This window comes from Chitinophaga sp. HK235 (genome assembly GCF_018255755.1).
Classification (GTDB): domain Bacteria; phylum Bacteroidota; class Bacteroidia; order Chitinophagales; family Chitinophagaceae; genus Chitinophaga.
Genome location: NZ_CP073766.1, coordinates 8018748 through 8038133 on the forward strand (window position 1 = coordinate 8018748; position 19386 = coordinate 8038133).

A 19386-nucleotide genomic window follows, 5' to 3' on the forward strand; every position below is an offset into this window, starting at 1 on the left:
ACCAAATCATTAATTCATATATCCGGATAGTTAAAATCCGGGATGATTTGTTCACTTTAGATAAACTATTACTATGAAGAAAAAGACCCTTTTCCTGGCACTTGCCACCTGTGCTATCTTTGGCTGTAAAAAAGAAATGCTGGACAGCTCCGCTCCATCTATTCAAACCCTGTCCACCAGCAAACCAGGTATCGGTACCCTTGCTGTTGCGCTGAATGGCTGGATGAGCAGCCTCTCCGACAATACCAATCTGACTACGCTCTCTATCCCCGGAACACACGACAGCGGTGCTCGTTTTGAGCCTATTGGCGGTACCGCCAAATGCCAGGACCTTACCATTGCCCAGCAACTGGATGCCGGCACAAGATTCCTGGATATCAGATGCCGTCATATTGATAATGCCTTTGCCATCCATCATGGAAGCATCTATCAAAACATGAACTTCACAGATGTGCTGAACGCCTGCTACGCCTTCCTGGCCAGCAATCCCGGCGAAACCATCGTGATGAGTGTGAAGGAAGAATACAACCCCAGCAACAATACCAGATCATTCGAGCAAACATTTGACAGCTATACTCAATTACAACCATCAAAATGGTACCTGGCTGCCAGTGTTCCCAACCTCGGACAGGTAAGAGGTAAAATTGTGCTGCTCAGAAGATTTGGTGCTTCCAACACACCTAAAGGCATTGATGCGACCAACTGGGCCGATAACACCACCTTCTCCATCAATAACGCGAACGCCAGTCTCCGGGTGCAGGATCAGTACCAGGTGCCGGATAACAATGTTAAATGGACCAACATTGGCAATCTGTTTACAGAAGCCCAATCAGGTAATCCATCTACCTTGTACATCAATTTTACCAGCGGATACAAACCACTGATATTTGGTATTCCAAGTATCACCAGCGTTTCCAACACCATCAACCCGCAGGTGAACAGCTACTTCACCAGCAATACCCATGGCAGGGTTGGAATTCTCCCCATGGATTTTGCCACAGCCGATAGAAATACACTTATCATCAATACTAATTTCTAATTACAATAACTGCATAAAAAAATCCTCCATCTTCCGCCGGGAAGATGGAGGATTTTTTTATGCAGTTATTGCGATTTTATTGCAATTTTTTTTCTTGTAGCCGCTGAACTGGCTGAGCAATGGAGTAACTATGTTGATTTCTATAACGCCTACGGCCCTACGGAGGCCTCCATCTCTGCATTGATTTATCAATACACGGAAAACAGGTCATATCCAACAGGGGCGTTGCCCCGGCAGATATATTCAGATACCCTGTTTTGCAGGATCTCGCAACAGTCCTATTGGCGCGTGAGCAGGATGATCTCCCGGTATCCAGACATGTTGCGCTATTGAATTCCAGCATGGAACAAGGCGTCATGATGTTCCCGCCTGCTTATGCCCAGGGTATTGTTTATGCCGGATTATCCCGGTCGGTCACATCTCATTCCATGTATAGCTTCGGTTATATTGATGATACCGAAAGGTTTAACAAGTACGTGGAGTTGATCACCCAATTGCAGAAAAGCGGTCCGTATATCCTGATGGGGGATTCTATTGGTGGAAACCTCGCATTTGAAGTTGCCAAAGCATTAACTGCCGCCGGGCATCGTGTATCTGCTTTGATATTGATTGATTCGGTAAGGATTATACGTAAGGCTGAGGATGAAGGGATCAGCAAACAGGAACTGGAAATGATAATGATAATGATAATGATAATGACAGATGTATTGATGCAACAGTTATCAGGTGTTGAAGAAGAACTGAAAGCCGGAATGGTGGATGAAGCATATGCCTATTCGCAGTATCACAGCCGTATGGTAAATGAAGGAATAATAGATGCTGACATTTACCTGTTGAAAAGCGGGGAAAAGAGAGCGGATGCGGACTATCGCTGGGATGATGCTACAACCGGAGCCTTCCGCATTTACGAAGGTCTTGGCAAACACGAAAAGATGATTACTGAACCGGAAAACCTGGAACTCAATGCTGCTATTATCAAAGGTATACTGGAGCAACTAAGTAAATAATCCGGAAAGTTCTGACCATTCGTCTCAAATAAGGACAAGGACAAAAAGCCTTACAGCATTGAGTAGTAAGGCTTTTTTGTTTCTCCGGGAACGGATAGCGCCGGAAATAACCGTCGAAATAAATCAGGAGCGGAATTAATCACGAAAGTAGTGCCTGATGATTTTACTAATCGTATCTGCTTTATTAAAAACCATGAGATGTCCTCCACCTTTAATGCGATAATCAGGATGCACAAGTCTGCTGGCGATAACCCTGTCGGCTGTTCCATGTATCTGAATCGTTCGCTCAGGCGATTCTATATTATCCCAATGAGCAATGCTTTTTAATGCCCAGCGAAAGAAAGAGATATCTGTATTTTGTAACAATTTCTTTAATTCTTTCTTATCTTTTTGGGATCGGGCGCCAAAATAACTATTGGTGAGAAAGTTGGTACGTCTTAACAATACACCGGGAATGATTCGATATAAGCCCAGTCTCATGAAAAAAAATTGCACTTTGTTCAGGTCTTCCTTTTTTCTGACCGAAGAGATCAATACCATTTTTTCTACCGCTATTTGCTTGGATACTTCCACGGCCACTATCCCCCCAAAAGAAAGCCCGATTAAATATGGATTCGGGGCCGTGATCTGGCTTTTTATTCTTCCTGCATATTCTGTTATTGATTCATCTGGCAGTGCCGGAATCCAGGAGATGTAAACCTTATGGTAACCGGGAAGTTTCAGGTTCTTAAATACACTTGAATCTGCCCCCATACCACTAAAAAAATAAATAGTCTTTTGTTCTTTAGCCGTTTCCATTGGGGCTTGGGAAGCCCCTGATAAGCTGCTGAACATTAATAAAACAAAAAAAATCACTTTCACACTTTGCACCATAGAATTCCTTATCTTTTTTGTTAATGTTGGCATTATGCCCCCTTTTTGGTTTGCGATATTACCGAAAAAATGTTCAATCACTTCAACTTTTAAGGTTAAAGACACATAGGCAGGCGGTTTAGTCTCTTAAGAAACAAAAGACTTAAGAATTTTTACATTCATAAGTCTTTCGTTTTTAATTCAGAACGACTCGATTCGGACTAGCGCTCCTTTGCACCTGTACAGATGTAAATCCGTAAATGGCTTTGAACCATTTATAATAAAAGACGTTATTTTTAATCAGTTCTTTGGGGAATTAACCCTGAGATCAACAGTTTTACCTTAAAAAACCATAGCGTATGAAACAACCTATTGAATCAACAGTAATTAATGCAATCAGCAGTTCCATTGGTATTCCTGAAGATGCTATCAATGCTGATCAATCTTTGGAAGACCTGGGAATGACTTCTATTCTGGCAGTTCAGCTTTCATCCAGATTGCAACAGCAGTTTGGGATAGCAGACATGGACGGAATGTCCACCAGCAATACAATCGGTGAGATCGTAGATTATATTGAAAGTAAGGCTAAGTGAGCCATACCAGATACTAAGACAGGCGATCTCCTCTGTGCTGCATAAGTGATAGACAACCGGCACGGTGTTCTGCAAGAGAGATTTGCTCTCTGAATGGTAGACAGATGCCGGCAAAAAAAGTAAAAGCTCATAGATATTATATCTGTGGGCTTTTTTGCTAAGTCGGAAAGGGTGTATAATTATCTAGTCTGCTTATAAATAATCTATTAAAAATGAATGGATGGCTAACGTTTTTTAAGAACATTTACAGCATAAATATTCACTTCTTTGTTTTAAAGTAATGTAAAAGTGATTACTTTTGCCCCTATTTTTTTAAAGGGCTATTAAACTACTTTTCACAATAAATTCACGAAATCAGCCATATCTCAAATGCCTTCGAAAAAATCACAGCGATAGGAAAAGGATTTAGATAGGCGTTAATTTGATAAGAAAATAAGTACTGTATGCAAATTCCATTGAAATCAATGTTGCTGCTGCTATTGCCATTCGCCAGCTTCGCACAGAAAACTGTTTTACCCGGAAACCCAGACGTTAACACCGCTCGTTTGAAACCTGGAAAATCATTGTTCACGATCTATTATGTAAAAGGTGAAACCTGGACAAAAAAGGGAATTTTTACAAATGAAATAACAGTTTCGGGGAATGAGTTGAAATTTGTAGCCGACTACAAAGATGAAAATGAAAAATGGTTCAGAAAAAGAACTTCTATAACTGATGCAAAAACACTAAGCCCTGTTAGCTATAAGTCTGAAGGATTAAAAAACTCACTTGATCTTAATTTCGGAAATACTGTTACAGGTAAATATCATTATTTGAATGGCGATAAGGATAAGCAAATAACAATAAAGCCAACCGGAAAATTTGTTGATTTTAATGTGGCAGAAATTCTTTTTACAGCATTGCCTTTGGATGTGGGTTATAAGGCTGTAATACCGGAATTTTACTATGGTGATAGTCCTGATAGTGTATTATCAAATTACATTATAAAAGATGTAAAAAGCTACGTACAACGCTCGCCTAAAACCGGCAATCACGAAAGCTGGCTTGTGAGTGTACTGGAAGAGTCCTCGGGTGCAGTTTACACGTATATCATAGATAAAAAAGATCACAGGATTTGGCAAAGAGAGATGCCTGTGGGTGGAGGAACAACAGAAATTTGCGTGAATGAGGAATTGGATTACCAGCCAATAGAAAGCAAGTTTAACAAAGAAGAAAATTTGAAAAAATTAGAGAACGGGAATAGTGTCATTGTAGGTACCGCATTTGCAAGAGATCACGGCAGAGGTGTAACGGTAGTTAACATCAATAAAGCACAATATGCCCCCAAAGGTACTGTTGTATCCATTCTTCCCAATTCAGCGTATATCGAAGAATGGAAAGAAGTGAACAGAAAAATAAAGAAAGGCAAAAAGTTGCCCGAGGTACCAATCGATCCTAACGTTGCAGCTTGTATTAAGAAAACAACAATATATGATGACAAAGGGCATTTTGAATTTACGAACCTGATGCCTGGAGAGTATATATTATTTACATCCTTTGGGTATACACACCGGTATTCTTACCAATATTATGCAGGGACCTCGTATTTGATGCATCCGAGTGGAGCGGTTCTGTCATCTAATGCTAATTATAAATCCGCCAATGCAGCAACGGGAGTAACTGCTGAAATAGAATCGAAGGTTACCATCCGGAAAGATGGAGATAAAGTGGATGTTAATCTGAAAGATGTGCGGTGATATGTGTAGATTGGGTGGAGGATATGAACTGACGTTCAATTGATCACAACTTTTTGATCACCAATATCCTCAATGGAGGAAAGGTGCTGAAGTAATTGGGTGTGTAGGCGGTTGTTTGCAGGCCCAATGCTTCAAAATTATGCTTATATTCTTTGCCGTGCCTGAAATCAGAGATTATGCCGGTGCCACCTGGTTTCAGTACCCGGCTGATCTCTTTGCAGGCGGCGCTTCTGTCTTCTTTGTTGTAGATATTGTGCAGGCAAAGATTGGAGAGGATCACATCGAAAGAGTTGTTGGCAAAGTCCATCTTCATCACATTCTCATTCTTAATTTCGATCTTGTCGGCAACCCCTTCGATAGCGGCGTTTCTTAATGCGTTCTGTTGATTGTTGCCGGTGAGGTCTTCAGTATTCCAGATGTCGATGCCGGTGGATTTGCCGGTAGTCAGTCTTTTAGCGGCGCCGATCATCAGCAAACCTTTGCCGGTGCCTACATCCAGCACCTGTTCATCGCCTTTCCAGCTGATCTTGTTCAGCATGCGATCCCTGTGTGCAAATTTGCCATACAACGAATATACGAGCATCAGCACCGCTTCCACTATAAAGATGATGCCGGGAAAGATCATCCATGCAACATAGAAATAAGGAAAGAAAAATGGTATCGCGAAAAGGATCACGCCAATGACGAAAAGATTCCTGATCACATTAGGAGCGTCGATGCCGTAGTTTGTTTTTTGTTGAGGGACCATGATATAATAGGGTTTTAGGATGAGAGATGAAGTTACATATCTTTAGTCAAAACTGATACTCATCTATTATTCAGTGAGGTCTGAAGGAGTGATGATCTTGCCCTCATGATCATGGGAATGCTAAAGTGACTGTTTATAGCGAAGATGAATTGATAAATCTGGAATATGAAGTTTGCTCCGGATGTCATGGTGCAGGTTATTGGCCGGAATATAGCCATGTGGAGAATGGAGTGTGTTTTCAGTGTATGGGGGAAAGATATACACAGCCATTAATTAAACGATGATATTTAATCTTTGATTGGATTTTATAAATATGTCACACATTCTCGATAAGATTATTGTGCTGTGCTTTAGAGAATATTAAGGGATTTGGCTACAGTTGTTGAAGGTTTTTTGAAAAGATATATCATTTTAGTGTCTATATTTTGTATATTCCTTGGATATACCAGCTACTTTAATTCATAAGTTCAAATTGTTAAATCCTAAACTACTATCTCTATGAATTTCAAGAAAATTATTACAAGCTTTTTTCTACTACTTTCCTTGAAAGCTCTTGCACAAAATAAATATGATTATCCTATTGATTCTAAAACCAATAAAGTGCTTTATGATAGTGCAGTTAACATTGGTGATGTTTCTAAAGAACGATTATTTAAAAGAGCTAATGCTTTTATTGCTCTTCAAAAATTTGATAGACCTGCCAATATTAAAACAAAAAAGAAAGGTATTTACGATGGGGTGGTGGTTGAGAAGCCGATTCAGTTCTCAGACCTGGAGGAAGGGAAGATATTTGGAGAAGGGTTTGTGCCATTTAAATATAGAAGGTCTCACTATTTTACCTTGTCTTTCTCTTATAAAATTTATGTTGAGAATAATCAGTACAGATATGTATTCACTGATTTTGTGGTGCATGAATATATCCATGCAGGAATGGAATTAAGCAAGAAAAAAATGATGTCTTACACAGGAGCGAGAAAGAGTTTTCAAAGTGCTGCTGATATAAGAAATTACCCGCTTGAAAAATTTATGAATAGGAGCGCCTATGATAGGAGTGATGATGATTTCATTAACGCAATAACTGAACTTAAAGGGCAGTTGTATAAATCAATGAATGGAGATATTTGAACAAAAATTCATCTCTTCGTAACCTGCTACTGGTACATTTAGCGTTACTCAACCTGCACAATAGTTAATTCCTTTAATATTTATAATTATGCTAAGACTATACTGCCAAATCCAGCATTTGAAAATATTAGTTGAGGTATCTAAGAAAGATGAGAATCTGATCTAAGCCAACTACTTCCAACAAAACTGGATGACAATATACATGAAGAATTAACTCAGCTGCTTGTTGGGTTAGTTGGAGATGTTTCCAAGCATCATGTGTAATAGCTGATATTTAATCGGACAGAACTAAACCAGGGTAACACAACTTTATCGTACTTTTAAATTATAAACGTAGATCAGGCAATGACTCTCTTAGAGAAATATACTACCGGCTATGTTATGTCAAAGGATGGAACAAGAGTTGGTTATAGACAAACCGGGTCCGGGCCGGGAGTTATTCTTGTCCATGGCGGGATGATGACCTCTAAAAATTTCATGAAACTTGCCCGCTTCTTATCCAATGAATTCACTGTTTATATTCCGGACAGGCGGGGTCGCGGCTTAAGCGGTCCGTTTGGCCCGAACTATGGCATTGGATCAGAAAGCGAGGATTTGCAGGCATTAATCCATAAGACAGCAACGGATAAGATATTTGGGCTTAGTTCTGGTGCTATTTGTGTACTTCAAACGGCAATCATAGAACCAGCACTTAAAAAAGTAGTACTCTACGAACCTCCGATCCCGGTCAATGGAACTGACCCTGCGGCCTGGGGCAGTCGCTATGAATCAGCCCTCTCCCGCGGAAACTTTGGAAAAGCAATGTTCACGGCCATAAAAGGCACCGATGACCCCTCTCTGTTTACAGCCTTGCCGGGCTTTCTTATTGCACCATTGCTAAATATTGCTATAAACGCAAATGCAAAGAAACAAGCGGGCGATGACGTGCCCTTGAAATCCTTAATACCAACCATGCATTACGATCTCATATTGGTACGTGAATCATCTGGAGTTATAGATCGGTGTAAAGAAATTAAAGCTGAAATGCTACTGATGGGTGGGACCAGGAGCCAACGTTACCTTAAACTAGCACTTGATACATTAAGCACCGCTTTGCCGCAAGCAAAGCGTGTAGAATTGCGCGGTTTGGGACATACGGCCGCTGATAACGACAACAGTCCGGAAAAAATTGCAAAAGAGTTAATAGTCTTTTTTCAACCCAGCGGGATGCGATAAGTAGTAATAGCCCAATTCTCACCATTCAGTTTTGTAGCGATCATTTTTATTGGGATGCTCCCCCATTTTTCCAGCACACTTTCTAGTATAGAGGTAATCAGCAGTGAAGTGCTCCCCAATTTAGTAGCGCCCAGAACTAGAATTTCGGGGTGTTTTTTTGCTTAAAAATCTGCGTCCGGCCAGATGACTTTTTTGATGCCGTTGAGTTCTGTTTGGATGTTACAAAAGTCATCTGACTGGAGGTAGAAATAAGCGGTAGGCCTTCGTTTTGTACACCCTCTTTTTTGCATGCTTCAACAAATTCCGCTGGTGTCATGTCATTCAGAGAGCTATGTGGGCGATACTGGTTGTATTCAATCCTCCATGTCTCAATTTTTTCCATAGCATCCTCCAAAGATAAGAACCAATGGGCATTCAGGCATTCATCCCTGAAACTCCCATTGAAGGACTCCACATAAGGATTATCAGTCGGGCGACCAGGACGGGAATAATCCATTGTAACCTTATGCTGATACGCCCATCTGTCCATTTCTTTAGATATGAACTCACTGCCATTGTCGGTTTGTATGCGTTTAGGGAGAATTCCCTGACCTATTCGCAGCTGCTCCAGCACCCCTACAACATCGTATCCTTTTAATGATTTTCCTACGTGGATAGCGAGGCATTCCCGACTATAATTATCCACTACAGTTAACGATCGGAATTTTTTCCCGTCATAGAGCGCGTCTGATACAAAATCCATTGATATGCATTGATATAATTCTGTAAGCAATGGCCGCTCCAGCCGGTGAGCTGCGGATTTGTTCCGACGGGGGCGTTTACTCCTAAGGTTCAATCCCTCCTCCCTATATATCCGGTAAGTCCGTTTATGGTTGTCTGTCCAGCCCTCCCGACGCAAAAGCGTGTGAATCCGACGATAACCATATCGTATCCTCGTATCAGCGATCTCCCTAATACGTTTCCGTAAGGGGCGGTCCTCCCTCCTGTGAGATTTGTAGTAATAAACCGACGCAGGAATCATCAGTACACGACAGCACTGACGGATGGGAGTCTTATACATCTGGCTTAAGGATTGGGCCAGCTCTCGCTTTTGAGCTGGCCTTAATACTTTTTTTTGAGCACATCCTGCAGCATCTGCTTATCCAGACTTAACTCCGCTACGATCTTCTTCAGCTTGGCATTTTCATCTTCCAATTGCTTTAAACGCCGTAGCTCGGATGGATCCAGGCCTCCATACTTCTTTTTCCAGTTGTAAAATGTAGCCTGACTAATCCCTAATTTCCGGCAGATTTCCTCTACGGATATCCCTGTCTCGGATTGTTTGATCGCAAATACGATCTGAGCCTCAGTAAATTTGGTCTTTTTCATGGGCAATTTGCTCCTTTAAGTTATGAAGAATTACCCCGAAATTTCTAATTTTCAGTGCTACAGTTTTTGGGGAGGAGATCAGCAGAATTTTCAACATCAATGTTCCTGATGTTATTACCCCAATGGTTGAATTTCGCTACCAGATCATTTAGGAATACAGGTTTAGCTTCCTCAATAGCTGCTGATTTTACTATAAGTTTAGCTCTAACTGGTTGGGGTGGTTTATATTTTTCTGAAGTGGAATCAAAATACCCCCTTTCTTATGTCCAGCTTAATTTCATTAGCTTTCAGGGTGGCATAGTGCATATTTTCAGGAGAGTAGTTATAGGGCAAGTATAAAGGGTATCTGATCCCATTGTATCTCCATCTAAGCACACAATCCTTCCCTTATTATTGGCAATAATGATTTCGCCTTTTTTTGTTTCATTGGAGCATCCCATTTTGCAGCCGGGGCAGATTTGGGTTACATCAATGTGTCAGATATCACAAAGTACCAAAAACAAAAAAGCTTCAAAATCTCTACTAAAGACTTTGAAGCTTTTTCAGTTCGTCGGGACGACTAGATTCGAACTAGCGACCCCTTGCACCCCATGCAAGTGCGCTACCGGGCTGCGCTACGTCCCGAAACTTTTTTCCGGTGTTTCCCGTTTGACGGGGATGCAAAAGTAGACATTTTTTTCATTTAGAAAAATAAAATGTATGATTTTTTGAAAAAAGTTGTTTTAATGGGTTCTTTATGAGTCTTTAATCCTTCAAAACCTCTTTTATGTATAACTCACTATGAATTATATTGATTATAAAGTAATTTGGTTTTTAATCATAAATAATTGATTTATAGTTGATTGTGTTTTACGCTGTTATAGAAATGAAAAAATGAAGCAATGGAGTCTATAAAGGCTGCTGATTTACTAAAGATATATTAGCATTAAGTTATTAAGACTATAAAATCATGGATTACGAAAAGATCAATAGAATGATATTCTTAGCACTGGATAGCCTTGCCCCATAGGCACAGCAAAAGTGTCTATGTTTCCGGTTAATAATCCTTATGGGCGCCCTCCATTTTTAAGGTTCAGGTTTTAAGGATAAGTCAAAAAATGATAAAATTTATACAAGAATTAAAATCGCCATAGAAAACTTTGAGGGTAATTTGGAATGGGGTATTTACATCGGGCCTGAATCAGAAAATTATATCCTGACACCTTCATTTTTTAGCGAATTAAGGGGAGAGCAGAGTTTGTACAATGGTGATTATTTCATCAATATATTAGGAGAAAACACCTATGTCAGAAAAATAGATGAAGCAACTTGCAAATATTCAATACCTGATGGAAAAGGATAATGATATATAGTTCTGGTCTACAGATATGGTGATAGTAAAGGATGTAAAAAAGGAAACCATCAGGCTAGCCATATCAAAAATGCTCGATGATGACTGCTTTCACGCTGCTTTTGGTCTAATCCCTCCTCGATCCTCTCGATATCAAAAATATAATCAGTACAATTACCAGCGCAACAATAAATATCCCCGTCCATATGCCGGCTTTAAAGATACCACCAATGATACTGCAGCTACTCAGCAATAAAGGAATCAAAAGATAGAAGTACCGTTTCATGGATATGTTTTAAATGAAAAAGGCACATATCCCGTACCAAAAAATATTTGCATTTGTCAGAATAATTGCACAGCTTTATCCAACTCAACCAAAACTGTATGAACACGGGGAAAGCAGTACGTGCAGACCTGAAAGTGGTGCCTTCCCATTCCTCACTTTGGGGAAGATTATTGGAGGGAGATCGCCACGCCTTTGCCGAAATATATGAGACCCATATAGATCATCTCTATCATTACGGCATGCATTTCTGCCGTGATCAGGAAAGGGTAAAAGACTGCATCCAGGATTTGTTTCAGGACCTCTGGCTCAGCCGGGAACACCTGACCACCCGGATACAGCATATCCGTTATTACCTGATCAGCAGCCTGCGCAGACGCCTGCTGCGTTCCCTGCAGAAAGACCGCAGGTCGCTGCACCGTGATTCATGGGAAGCCTTCGAGTTTGAATTTACTACCCCACAGGAAAATAAACTGATCCTCGAAGAAATAGCCGCCGAACAAAAGAAACTCCTGCAACAGGCCCTGGCCCAACTTACCCGCCGTCAGCGGGAAGCCATCTACCTCCGTTTTTACCAGAACCTCAGTTACAACGAAGTGGCAGGCATTATGTCCATGCAGGTGGATTCTGTGTATAATACCATCTCTAAAGCTATTGGCATTCTGAAGAAAAATCTTCCTTTCCCTTTGTTGCTGTTGTTTTTAGGAAGATGAAAAAAAAGTTTAAAAAAAATGATGAGATTTAACCCGATACCTGCTCTTTCTTAAAAAGACGCCACTTGGCCCGTAAAAACTATTTATCATACACCGCCCGTGATTTGGCGCTGGACGAAGATTTCCAGCAATGGGTACTACAGCCGGAGACCAGAAATGTATTCTGGGAAAGATGGCTGCTGCAGTATCCTGAAAAGGAAAACGACGTCCGGGAAGCCCGGAAACTGGTACAGAGCATAGGCTTCAAGCCATACCGGCTCTCTATCAGTGAAAAGGAGCAGCTATGGGAGGCCGTGTGCGAAGGGCTGGAGGAAGATACACCGCTGCAACAGACCCGCACAAAGGCCAACTGGTGGCTGCTCTGGAAATATGCGGCTGTATTGCTGCTGGGTATGTTACTGTCCGGAGGATGGTGGTGGTGGAAGGGTAGTGGCAATACTACGATCGTCAGCTCCCATACCCGGCTCGGTGAAGTAAAACACCTGATGTTGCCCGATAGCTCGGAAGTGACGCTCAACGCGCATTCCCGCCTGCTCTATGCTGACGGCCATCCGGAAATGCGTGAGGTCTGGCTCGATGGGGAGGCTTTTTTCCACGTAAAACATACGGCTTCACGCCGGAAATTTATTGTCCATACCTACGATAATGTAAGTGTGGAAGTGCTGGGCACTCAGTTTAATGTCAACAGTGCCGGAAAGGAAGTGGTGGTAGTACTGCAGCAGGGCAGTATCCAGCTCAACATAGAAGACAGCCTCGCCGGAAAAAGTACTTCCATGCGCCTGCAGCCAGGGGAGATCCTGCGGTACAACAAACAGGACGGCGATTTCACTAAAAGCAGTGTTAACGCTGACCGATTCACCTCCTGGCATACCGGACGTCTTATCATGGAAGACTATTCACTCGCCGATGCCGCCGCTTTTATGCAGCAGGTCTTCGGTAAAACCATGATCGCCCGCGATACGCAGCTGCTCAGGTATAAAGTTTCGGGTTCTATGCCTATCATATACAATGCTGATACCATGCTGGTACAGCTGGAAAAGGTTTTCCGTATGCAATTCAACCAAAAAGGCGACGAAGTCTGGATTCAAAAAAAGTAATACCACGTAGAAAGGCAGGCCACCTTTTGTCGTAGCAAGTTTCATTATTAATCGTTAAAACCCGTTCTCATGAAAAGAGGTTTACGTGTGGCGCTGATGCCCGCATTAGCCCTGTATTTTCTGTTTCAATCGGTTGCGGCCCAGGACATGGCAGCAGGCAACCGGAGTAGGATTCCCCCCAACAACGATAACGCACAGCCCGATGAATCTTCTTTAAAAAATATACTGCACCTGATAGAAGAACGTTTCAACATTTCTATCGCCTACAAAAGCAACCTGGTAAAAAGCAGAAAGGTACAGGTGTCCATCACCGGCTGTCAATCCGCGGAAGAAGCACTCCTTAAAGTGCTCACACCCCTGAACCTCCATTTCGAAAAACTAAGGGACCATTTCTATATGGTCACTGAAAAACCAGCAGTGACAACACCGGCTGGTCCTGCCTCCCTGCTGCAGCAACGCCCGGTAAAAGGTACCGTGAAAGATGAAAAAGGGAACCCCATGGTAGGCGTAACCGTTAGAGTCCCCGGCACCAGCATCGGTACTGTTACCAACGCAGAAGGGATGTATTCTCTCGCAGTGCCCGGCAATAGCAACGACCAGCTGGAGGTGACTTTCATCGGCTATGAAACACAGCGTATAGCCGTTGGTGATAGACCACTGGTCAACTTTGTTCTCAGGGAAGGCGCCAGCGCCCTCAACGAGATTGTGGTTACCGGATATACCACCCAAAAGAAAAAAGACCTCACCGGATCAGTTGCGGTGGTCAACATAGATAACCTGATCAAACAACCCACGGCCCAGGTAACAGAACAGCTGCAGGGCCAGGCTTCAGGCGTCACCGTCATTGGTTCCGGTCAGCCCGGAGAAGCACCACAGATCAGGATCCGTGGTGTCAACACCTTTGGGGCCAACTCTCCCCTCTACGTAGTAGACGGGGTACCTACCACAGATATCGCTGATCTCAACCCCAACGATGTGGCCTCTCTCCAAGTATTAAAAGATGCCGGCGCTGCCTCTATCTACGGTGCCCGCGCCTCCAACGGCGTGATCGTTATCACCACCCGCAGAGGTACCGGTAAAATATCTGTTCACTATGATGGATACTACGGCCGCCAATACCCGAAAAAAGGAAATGTGTGGAACACGCTCGATCCTACTGAACAAGCCCAGCTCCGCTGGATGGCCTATAAAAATTCCGGGCAAGACCCTACGACTCCCCAGTATGGCGGCGGCACCACACCTGTCATACCTGATTATATCACACCGAATGGTGCCAAAGAAGGCGACCCTGCCGTAGATCCGTCCAAATACTATGTCAACCCCGGCTTCACTGACCTGGGGGACTATAAAAAATTCTATCGTATCGTTCGTGCCAACAAAGCCGGTACTGACTGGTACCACGAAATATTCCAACCCGCACCCATCACCAGCCATAACGTAGCCGTAAGCGGTGGTGGAGACCGGGGCAACTACCTCTTTTCCCTCAATTATTTTAATCAACAGGGAACGTTGATGAACACCTATCTGAAAAGATATACCGTCCGTTCCAATACCCAGTACAACATTACTGACCGTATCAGGGTAGGGGAAAATCTCGCTTTCTCGATGACGGAAAACCCTGCAGTGGAGATCAACAGCGCCGATGCGGCCATCGGACACGCTATCCGCGAACAAAGCATCATCCCGGTGTATGACATCAAAGGCAACTACGCCGGCTCCTGGGGAGATGCCCTCGGAGATGCCCAGAACCCGGTAGCCATCCAGGCCCGCACACGCAACAACAAAGGCCTTAACACCCGTTTGTTTGGTAACATCTATGGAGAAGTGGACTTCCTCAAATACCTCACCTTCCGCACCAGTTTCGGTGGAGAGGTCTATTCGGGGTGGTCCCACTCCTTCACCTACCCCCAGTATGAAAACAAGGAAAATGCTACGTCCAACTCCTATACCGAAGGATCTACCAACGGTCATAGCTGGACATGGACCAACACGCTGACCTATCACCAGCGGTTTAATAATACCCATGACCTGAAAATAATAGCCGGCACAGAAGCCTTCGATAGCCGCAGAAGAGCCGTTGGTGGCACTACCAAAGACTACTTCACCTTCGATCCCAACTTCCCGGACCTCAGCACCGGCACCGGTACACAAACCAATTACAGCAATCGCGAACAGGAAGGTTTATACTCCCTGCTGGGCCGCGTAGACTACTCCTTTCAGGATAAATACCTGCTCAGCGCCACCATCCGCCGCGATGGCTCCTCCAAATTCATTAACAACCGCTTCGGATGGTTCCCGGCTGTAACTGCCGGCTGGCGCCTGTCTCAGGAAGCATTTATGAAAAATATCATCTGGATCAGCGACCTTAAACTCCGCGGTGGATGGGGTATCATGGGCAACCAGCTCAACCTCAGCGTCAACAACGGTTACTTCCTCTATGGTGGCAACCGCAGCTCTTCCTATTACGACCTGGCCGGTACCAGCAACAGCCTCACAGCCGGTTTCTCCGGCAAACAAATCGGTAACCCCGATGCCAAATGGGAAAGTGATATCAACGCCAACTTCGGTATAGACGCTGCCTTCTTTAAAGGTCAGCTCGAACTGTCGGCAGACTACTACCGCAAAGACATCAGGGATCTGCTATACAACCCTGAGCTGCCTGGCCTTGCCGGTACTGCTCCCCAGCCTTTTGTCAACATCGCCCGGATGAAAAATCATGGCTTCGATTTCTCCCTCGGATGGCACAAAGAACTGAGCAGACAACTTAAAATAAACGTAACCGGTACCCTCACCACCTACAAGAATGAAATCCTCAAAATCGCCGACGGAGTAGACTACTTCGATGGCGACAGCCGCCGTTTTGATGGTAGCAATATTATCCGGAATGCAGTAGGACACCCGGTTTCCTCCTTCTTCGGTTATCAGATAGAAGGTTTCTGGAACAGCGCCAAAGAAGTTACAGATGCCGATGACAAAGTAAAAAAGGCCACCAACGATCCGGAGGCTTTTTATCAGGATGGTGCTGCGATGGGGCGTTTCCGTTATAAAGATGTCAACGGCGACGGACGTATCACCCCCGATGATCGTACCTTCCTCGGCAACCCTAACCCCAATTTTACCTATGGTATCAATATCGGTGTGGTGTATAAAAACTTTGACTTCAGCATCTTCATCTTCGGTACCCATGGCAATCAGATCTGGAACAATGTGCGCTGGTGGCGTGATTTCTACTCTTCTTTCGAAGGAGCTAAAAGCAAAATAGCCCTGTATGATTCCTGGAGACCAGATCACCAGAATGCCAAAGCACCTATACAGGAGGTGGACGGCTCTGTCAGCACACAAGGTGTGCCCAACTCCTACATGGTGGAAAACGGGGCTTATCTCCGCGCCAAAAACATGCAGCTGGGCTATACCTTGCCCGCAGGTGCCCTGTCACGCCTGCGTATACAGAAGTTCAGAGTATATGTACAGGCCGCCAATCTGTTCACCATCACCCGATACTCCGGCATCGATCCTGAAATCGGAGGGTCCAACATCACTGACTTCGGCGTAGATGAAGGGGCCTATCCTAATCAGCGCCAGTTCCTGATTGGTGTGAACCTGGGTTTTTAATTGTTGCTCATTTTAAAAGTTATGATCATGAAATTATTTTATCATAAACTGATCGGCGTTTCATTGACAGCCCTGCTGCTGGTTTCCTGCAGCAAGAGTTTCCTGGAACGTACCCCTCAATCTTCTTTACAGGAAGCTGACGTGACCAATAAAAAAGGCGTGAATACTCTGCTGGTCGGTGCCTACGGCGCCCTCGACGGACAGGATTTTGCCAATGGTGATATGAAGAACCTTTCGGGCGGAAGTGGTTATGCCGTTTCTCCCGATAACTGGATCTATGGCAGTGTAGCGGGTGGTGATGCCCATAAGGGCAGCGACCCCAGTGATGCTGCCACTATCCTGCAGATTGTGACATTTGCCACGAATGCCAGCAACGGCTTTTTTAATGATAAGTGGAGAGTAGATTACGAAGGCATACGCCGATGTAACTTTACACTCCATGTGCTGACCAATGTAACCGACATGACTGCCGATGAAAAGACAGCAGTCGCTGCAGAAGCACGTTTCCTGCGGGCACACTATTATTCAGACCTGAAGAAGATGTTTGACAAGGTGCCCTGGGTAGATGAAAATTCGGCCAACTACCAGAAGCTGGTAGTAAATGATTACAAAGTCCCCAATGATAAGGACATATGGCCGATGATAGAAGCGGACTTCAAATACGCTGCAGATCATCTTCCGGAAACACAGCGGGAAGTAGGCCGTGCTAACAAATGGGCTGCTGTGGCCTACCTGGCCAAAACCCTGCTGTTCCAGGGCAAATACGCAGCTGCCATGCCGCTGCTGGAAGACGTTATCAATTCCGGCGTAACCACCAAAGGCGTGAAGTTTGGACTGATGGACCACTTCCACGATAATTTCGACGCTTTCACCAAAAACAACAAGGAAGCAGTATTTTCCATTCAATACAGTGCCAATGATGGTTCCGGCGGTACCGGCAATGCCAACCAGGGAGAGATGCTCAACTATCCCTACAACAGTCCTTTTGGCTGCTGTGGCTTCTATCAGCCTTCCCAGGACCTCGTTAATTCTTTCCGTACCGACGATAATGGCCTGCCATACCTCGACGACTTTAATCAGCATCCGGTAAAAAATGATATGGGTGTTCCGGATACTATTGCCTTCACGCCTGATGATGGATACCTCGATCCGCGCCTGGACTGGACAGTAGGGCGCCGTGGCATACCATTTCTCGACTGGGGCCTTCATCCCGGTACGACCTGGGTACGCAATCAACAGTCCGGCGGCCCCTATGCCGCGCTGAAGAATGTGTATATGCAGGTGAACCAGGACAAATACTATGATGGCAACGGATGGGCACCCGGCAACGCGATTAACTATATACTTATACGTTTCGCCGACGTGCTGCTGATGGCCGCCGAATGCCAGGCCAATACCGGTGATCTCAATAAGGCAGAAGCCTATGTGAACATGGTCCGTGAACGTGCCGCCAATCCCATTGGATGGGTCAAACAATACATCGACCCCAACGAACCTATGGGTGGTTATACGAATGAACCGGCGGCTGACTACCACGTAAGTCCTTATCCGGCAGGTACCTTCGCCGTTTCCGGTAAGGATTTCGCCCTCAAGGCCATCCGCTTCGAACGTAAGCTGGAACTGGCCATGGAAGGACACCGCTTCTTTGATCTTGTTAGATGGGGCCTGGCACAAACAGAGATCACCCGTTACTTCAACTACGAAAAAACCATTACGTCTGATGTGGTCAATGGCAACTTCAGCAGCCGTAACAGATATTATCCTATTCCGCAACGCCAGATCGATCTGAGCGTGAAAGATGGAGTATCCTTGTTAAAGCAGAACCCGGGGTACTAAAACAATTACGAGCTGCAAATTAAGATTCGCACATGAAGCGAAGATGAAAGACAACAACTATTTATCTTCATCTTCGCTTCATGTGCGAATCCTAATTTGCACTTGTGATTGATGATTGTTCTGCCCAGGTAAGCCCTTCCGGCAAGCTATTGTTGGAGAACTCTATATGTACCACCCGCCGGTTATGGCCGTTGGTGCTACGGGAAGAAGCATGCATCAGCAGTGGGCGCATGATCATAACGCCACCTTTACGGACATGGCAGCTGGTGTCCGGAGTGGCTGTCAGATCAAGGGTATCAGGGCGTACGATACCCTGAAGATGGGAACCTGGAATTACTTTCAATGCTCCGTTGTGCTCATCAGTATCATCAAGGTGCAGCCGTATAGTGTATATATTTTCCAGCAGTGCAACAGGCGGTTGTACCGCATACTGGTCCTGTTTAACGGTCCAGGGACCAAAACCCGCTACCGGAATTTTATCCTTAACGGAAATGGTCAGGTCCTGATGCCAGGCTACAAACCAGTTGGATTGTCCCGGTTTGTCGAAATAGATGGATTTCACTGGCACATAATCTTCACCAAAAATCGTTTGAATAATAGTCTTCAGCGTTGGTACAAACAATGCCTGACGGATACCCGGCACCGATTGTAGCAGCCGGCGGATAGCAAAAAGGTCAGTGGTTTTCCGGAATACTGCTTGTCCTGTATCTGCCTGTTCAATCAGTTGCAACAAATGGTCTGCTTCCTCATGGGTGAATACATCTTCAATAATCGTATAGCCGTGGCTAGCCAGTCTTTGCCGGTGTATGGTTAAATCGTGCATCTTCAAATA

The 19386-nt window shown here is 44.3% G+C and carries 14 protein-coding genes, 1 tRNA gene and 1 pseudogene; 10 read left to right on the forward strand and 6 right to left on the reverse strand.

The window, feature by feature from the left end; genetic code table 11:
- Positions 1–73: 73 nt before the first annotated feature.
- Together KD145_RS30970 and KD145_RS30975 are read left to right on the forward strand one after the other, a co-directional pair.
- Positions 74–1039, forward strand: coding sequence for a phosphatidylinositol-specific phospholipase C (locus KD145_RS30970; protein WP_212003658.1), 966 nt, complete (start codon positions 74–76; stop codon positions 1037–1039).
- Positions 1040–1380: 341 nt separating this feature from the next.
- Positions 1381–2046, forward strand: a complete 666-nt coding sequence (locus KD145_RS30975) for a thioesterase domain-containing protein (RefSeq protein WP_212003659.1) — start codon at positions 1381–1383, stop codon at positions 2044–2046.
- Positions 2047–2181: 135 nt separating this feature from the next.
- Here KD145_RS30975 and KD145_RS30980 read toward each other — a convergent pair whose 3' ends face one another.
- Complete coding sequence (locus KD145_RS30980; RefSeq protein ID WP_212003660.1) at positions 2182–3024, reverse strand: alpha/beta hydrolase; 843 nt, start codon at positions 3022–3024, stop codon at positions 2182–2184.
- 233 nt (positions 3025–3257) lie between these two features.
- Between KD145_RS30980 and KD145_RS30985 the strand changes: the two genes are divergently transcribed.
- A complete protein-coding gene (locus KD145_RS30985; RefSeq protein ID WP_212003661.1) occupies positions 3258–3491 on the forward strand; it encodes an acyl carrier protein in 234 nt (77 codons plus the stop codon).
- Positions 3492–3934: 443 nt separating this feature from the next.
- Entirely contained in the window at positions 3935–5227 is a 1293-nt protein-coding gene (locus tag KD145_RS30990; protein WP_212003662.1) for a hypothetical protein, read from the forward strand.
- 43 nt (positions 5228–5270) lie between these two features.
- Here KD145_RS30990 and KD145_RS30995 read toward each other — a convergent pair whose 3' ends face one another.
- A complete protein-coding gene (locus KD145_RS30995) occupies positions 5271–5975 on the reverse strand; it encodes a class I SAM-dependent methyltransferase (RefSeq protein ID WP_212003663.1) in 705 nt (234 codons plus the stop codon).
- Positions 5976–6473: 498 nt separating this feature from the next.
- On the opposite strand from KD145_RS30995, the gene KD145_RS31000 reads away from it, so the two are divergent.
- Together KD145_RS31000 and KD145_RS31005 are read left to right on the forward strand one after the other, a co-directional pair.
- Positions 6474–7100 carry a DUF4468 domain-containing protein gene (locus tag KD145_RS31000; protein ID WP_212003664.1) on the forward strand — a complete coding sequence of 209 codons (627 nt, stop codon included), beginning with the start codon at positions 6474–6476 and terminating at the stop codon, positions 7098–7100.
- Between the two features lie 345 nt (positions 7101–7445).
- Entirely contained in the window at positions 7446–8315 is an 870-nt protein-coding gene (locus tag KD145_RS31005) for an alpha/beta fold hydrolase (RefSeq protein ID WP_212003665.1), read from the forward strand.
- A 289-nt stretch (positions 8316–8604) separates the two neighbouring features.
- Here KD145_RS31005 and KD145_RS31010 read toward each other — a convergent pair.
- From KD145_RS31010 to KD145_RS31020, 3 genes and pseudogenes are all read right to left on the reverse strand, one after another.
- Positions 8605–9683, reverse strand: a pseudogene (locus KD145_RS31010) (IS3 family transposase); the annotation flags it as partial.
- 243 nt (positions 9684–9926) lie between these two features.
- Positions 9927–10058, reverse strand: a complete 132-nt coding sequence (locus KD145_RS32635) for an Arm DNA-binding domain-containing protein (protein ID WP_374223493.1) — start codon at positions 10056–10058, stop codon at positions 9927–9929.
- A 175-nt stretch (positions 10059–10233) separates the two neighbouring features.
- A tRNA-Pro gene (locus KD145_RS31020) sits at positions 10234–10307 on the reverse strand.
- A gap of 1090 nt (positions 10308–11397) precedes the next feature.
- Here KD145_RS31020 and KD145_RS31025 point away from each other — a divergent pair.
- From KD145_RS31025 to KD145_RS31040, 4 genes are all read left to right on the forward strand, one after another.
- Positions 11398–12009, forward strand: coding sequence for an RNA polymerase sigma factor (locus KD145_RS31025; RefSeq protein ID WP_212003667.1), 612 nt, complete (start codon positions 11398–11400; stop codon positions 12007–12009).
- Positions 12010–12074: 65 nt separating this feature from the next.
- A complete protein-coding gene (locus tag KD145_RS31030) occupies positions 12075–13106 on the forward strand; it encodes a FecR family protein (RefSeq protein WP_212003668.1) in 1032 nt (343 codons plus the stop codon).
- 69 nt (positions 13107–13175) lie between these two features.
- On the forward strand, positions 13176–16718 hold the full coding sequence (locus tag KD145_RS31035) for a TonB-dependent receptor (protein WP_212003669.1): 3543 nt from the start codon (positions 13176–13178) through the stop codon (positions 16716–16718).
- Positions 16719–16745: 27 nt separating this feature from the next.
- Positions 16746–18554, forward strand: a complete 1809-nt coding sequence (locus KD145_RS31040) for a RagB/SusD family nutrient uptake outer membrane protein (RefSeq protein WP_212003670.1) — start codon at positions 16746–16748, stop codon at positions 18552–18554.
- Positions 18555–18645: 91 nt separating this feature from the next.
- On the opposite strand, the gene KD145_RS31045 is transcribed toward KD145_RS31040, so the two are convergent.
- Positions 18646–19377, reverse strand: a complete 732-nt coding sequence (locus KD145_RS31045) for a phytanoyl-CoA dioxygenase family protein (RefSeq protein WP_212003671.1) — start codon at positions 19375–19377, stop codon at positions 18646–18648.
- Positions 19378–19386 lie beyond the last annotated feature (9 nt).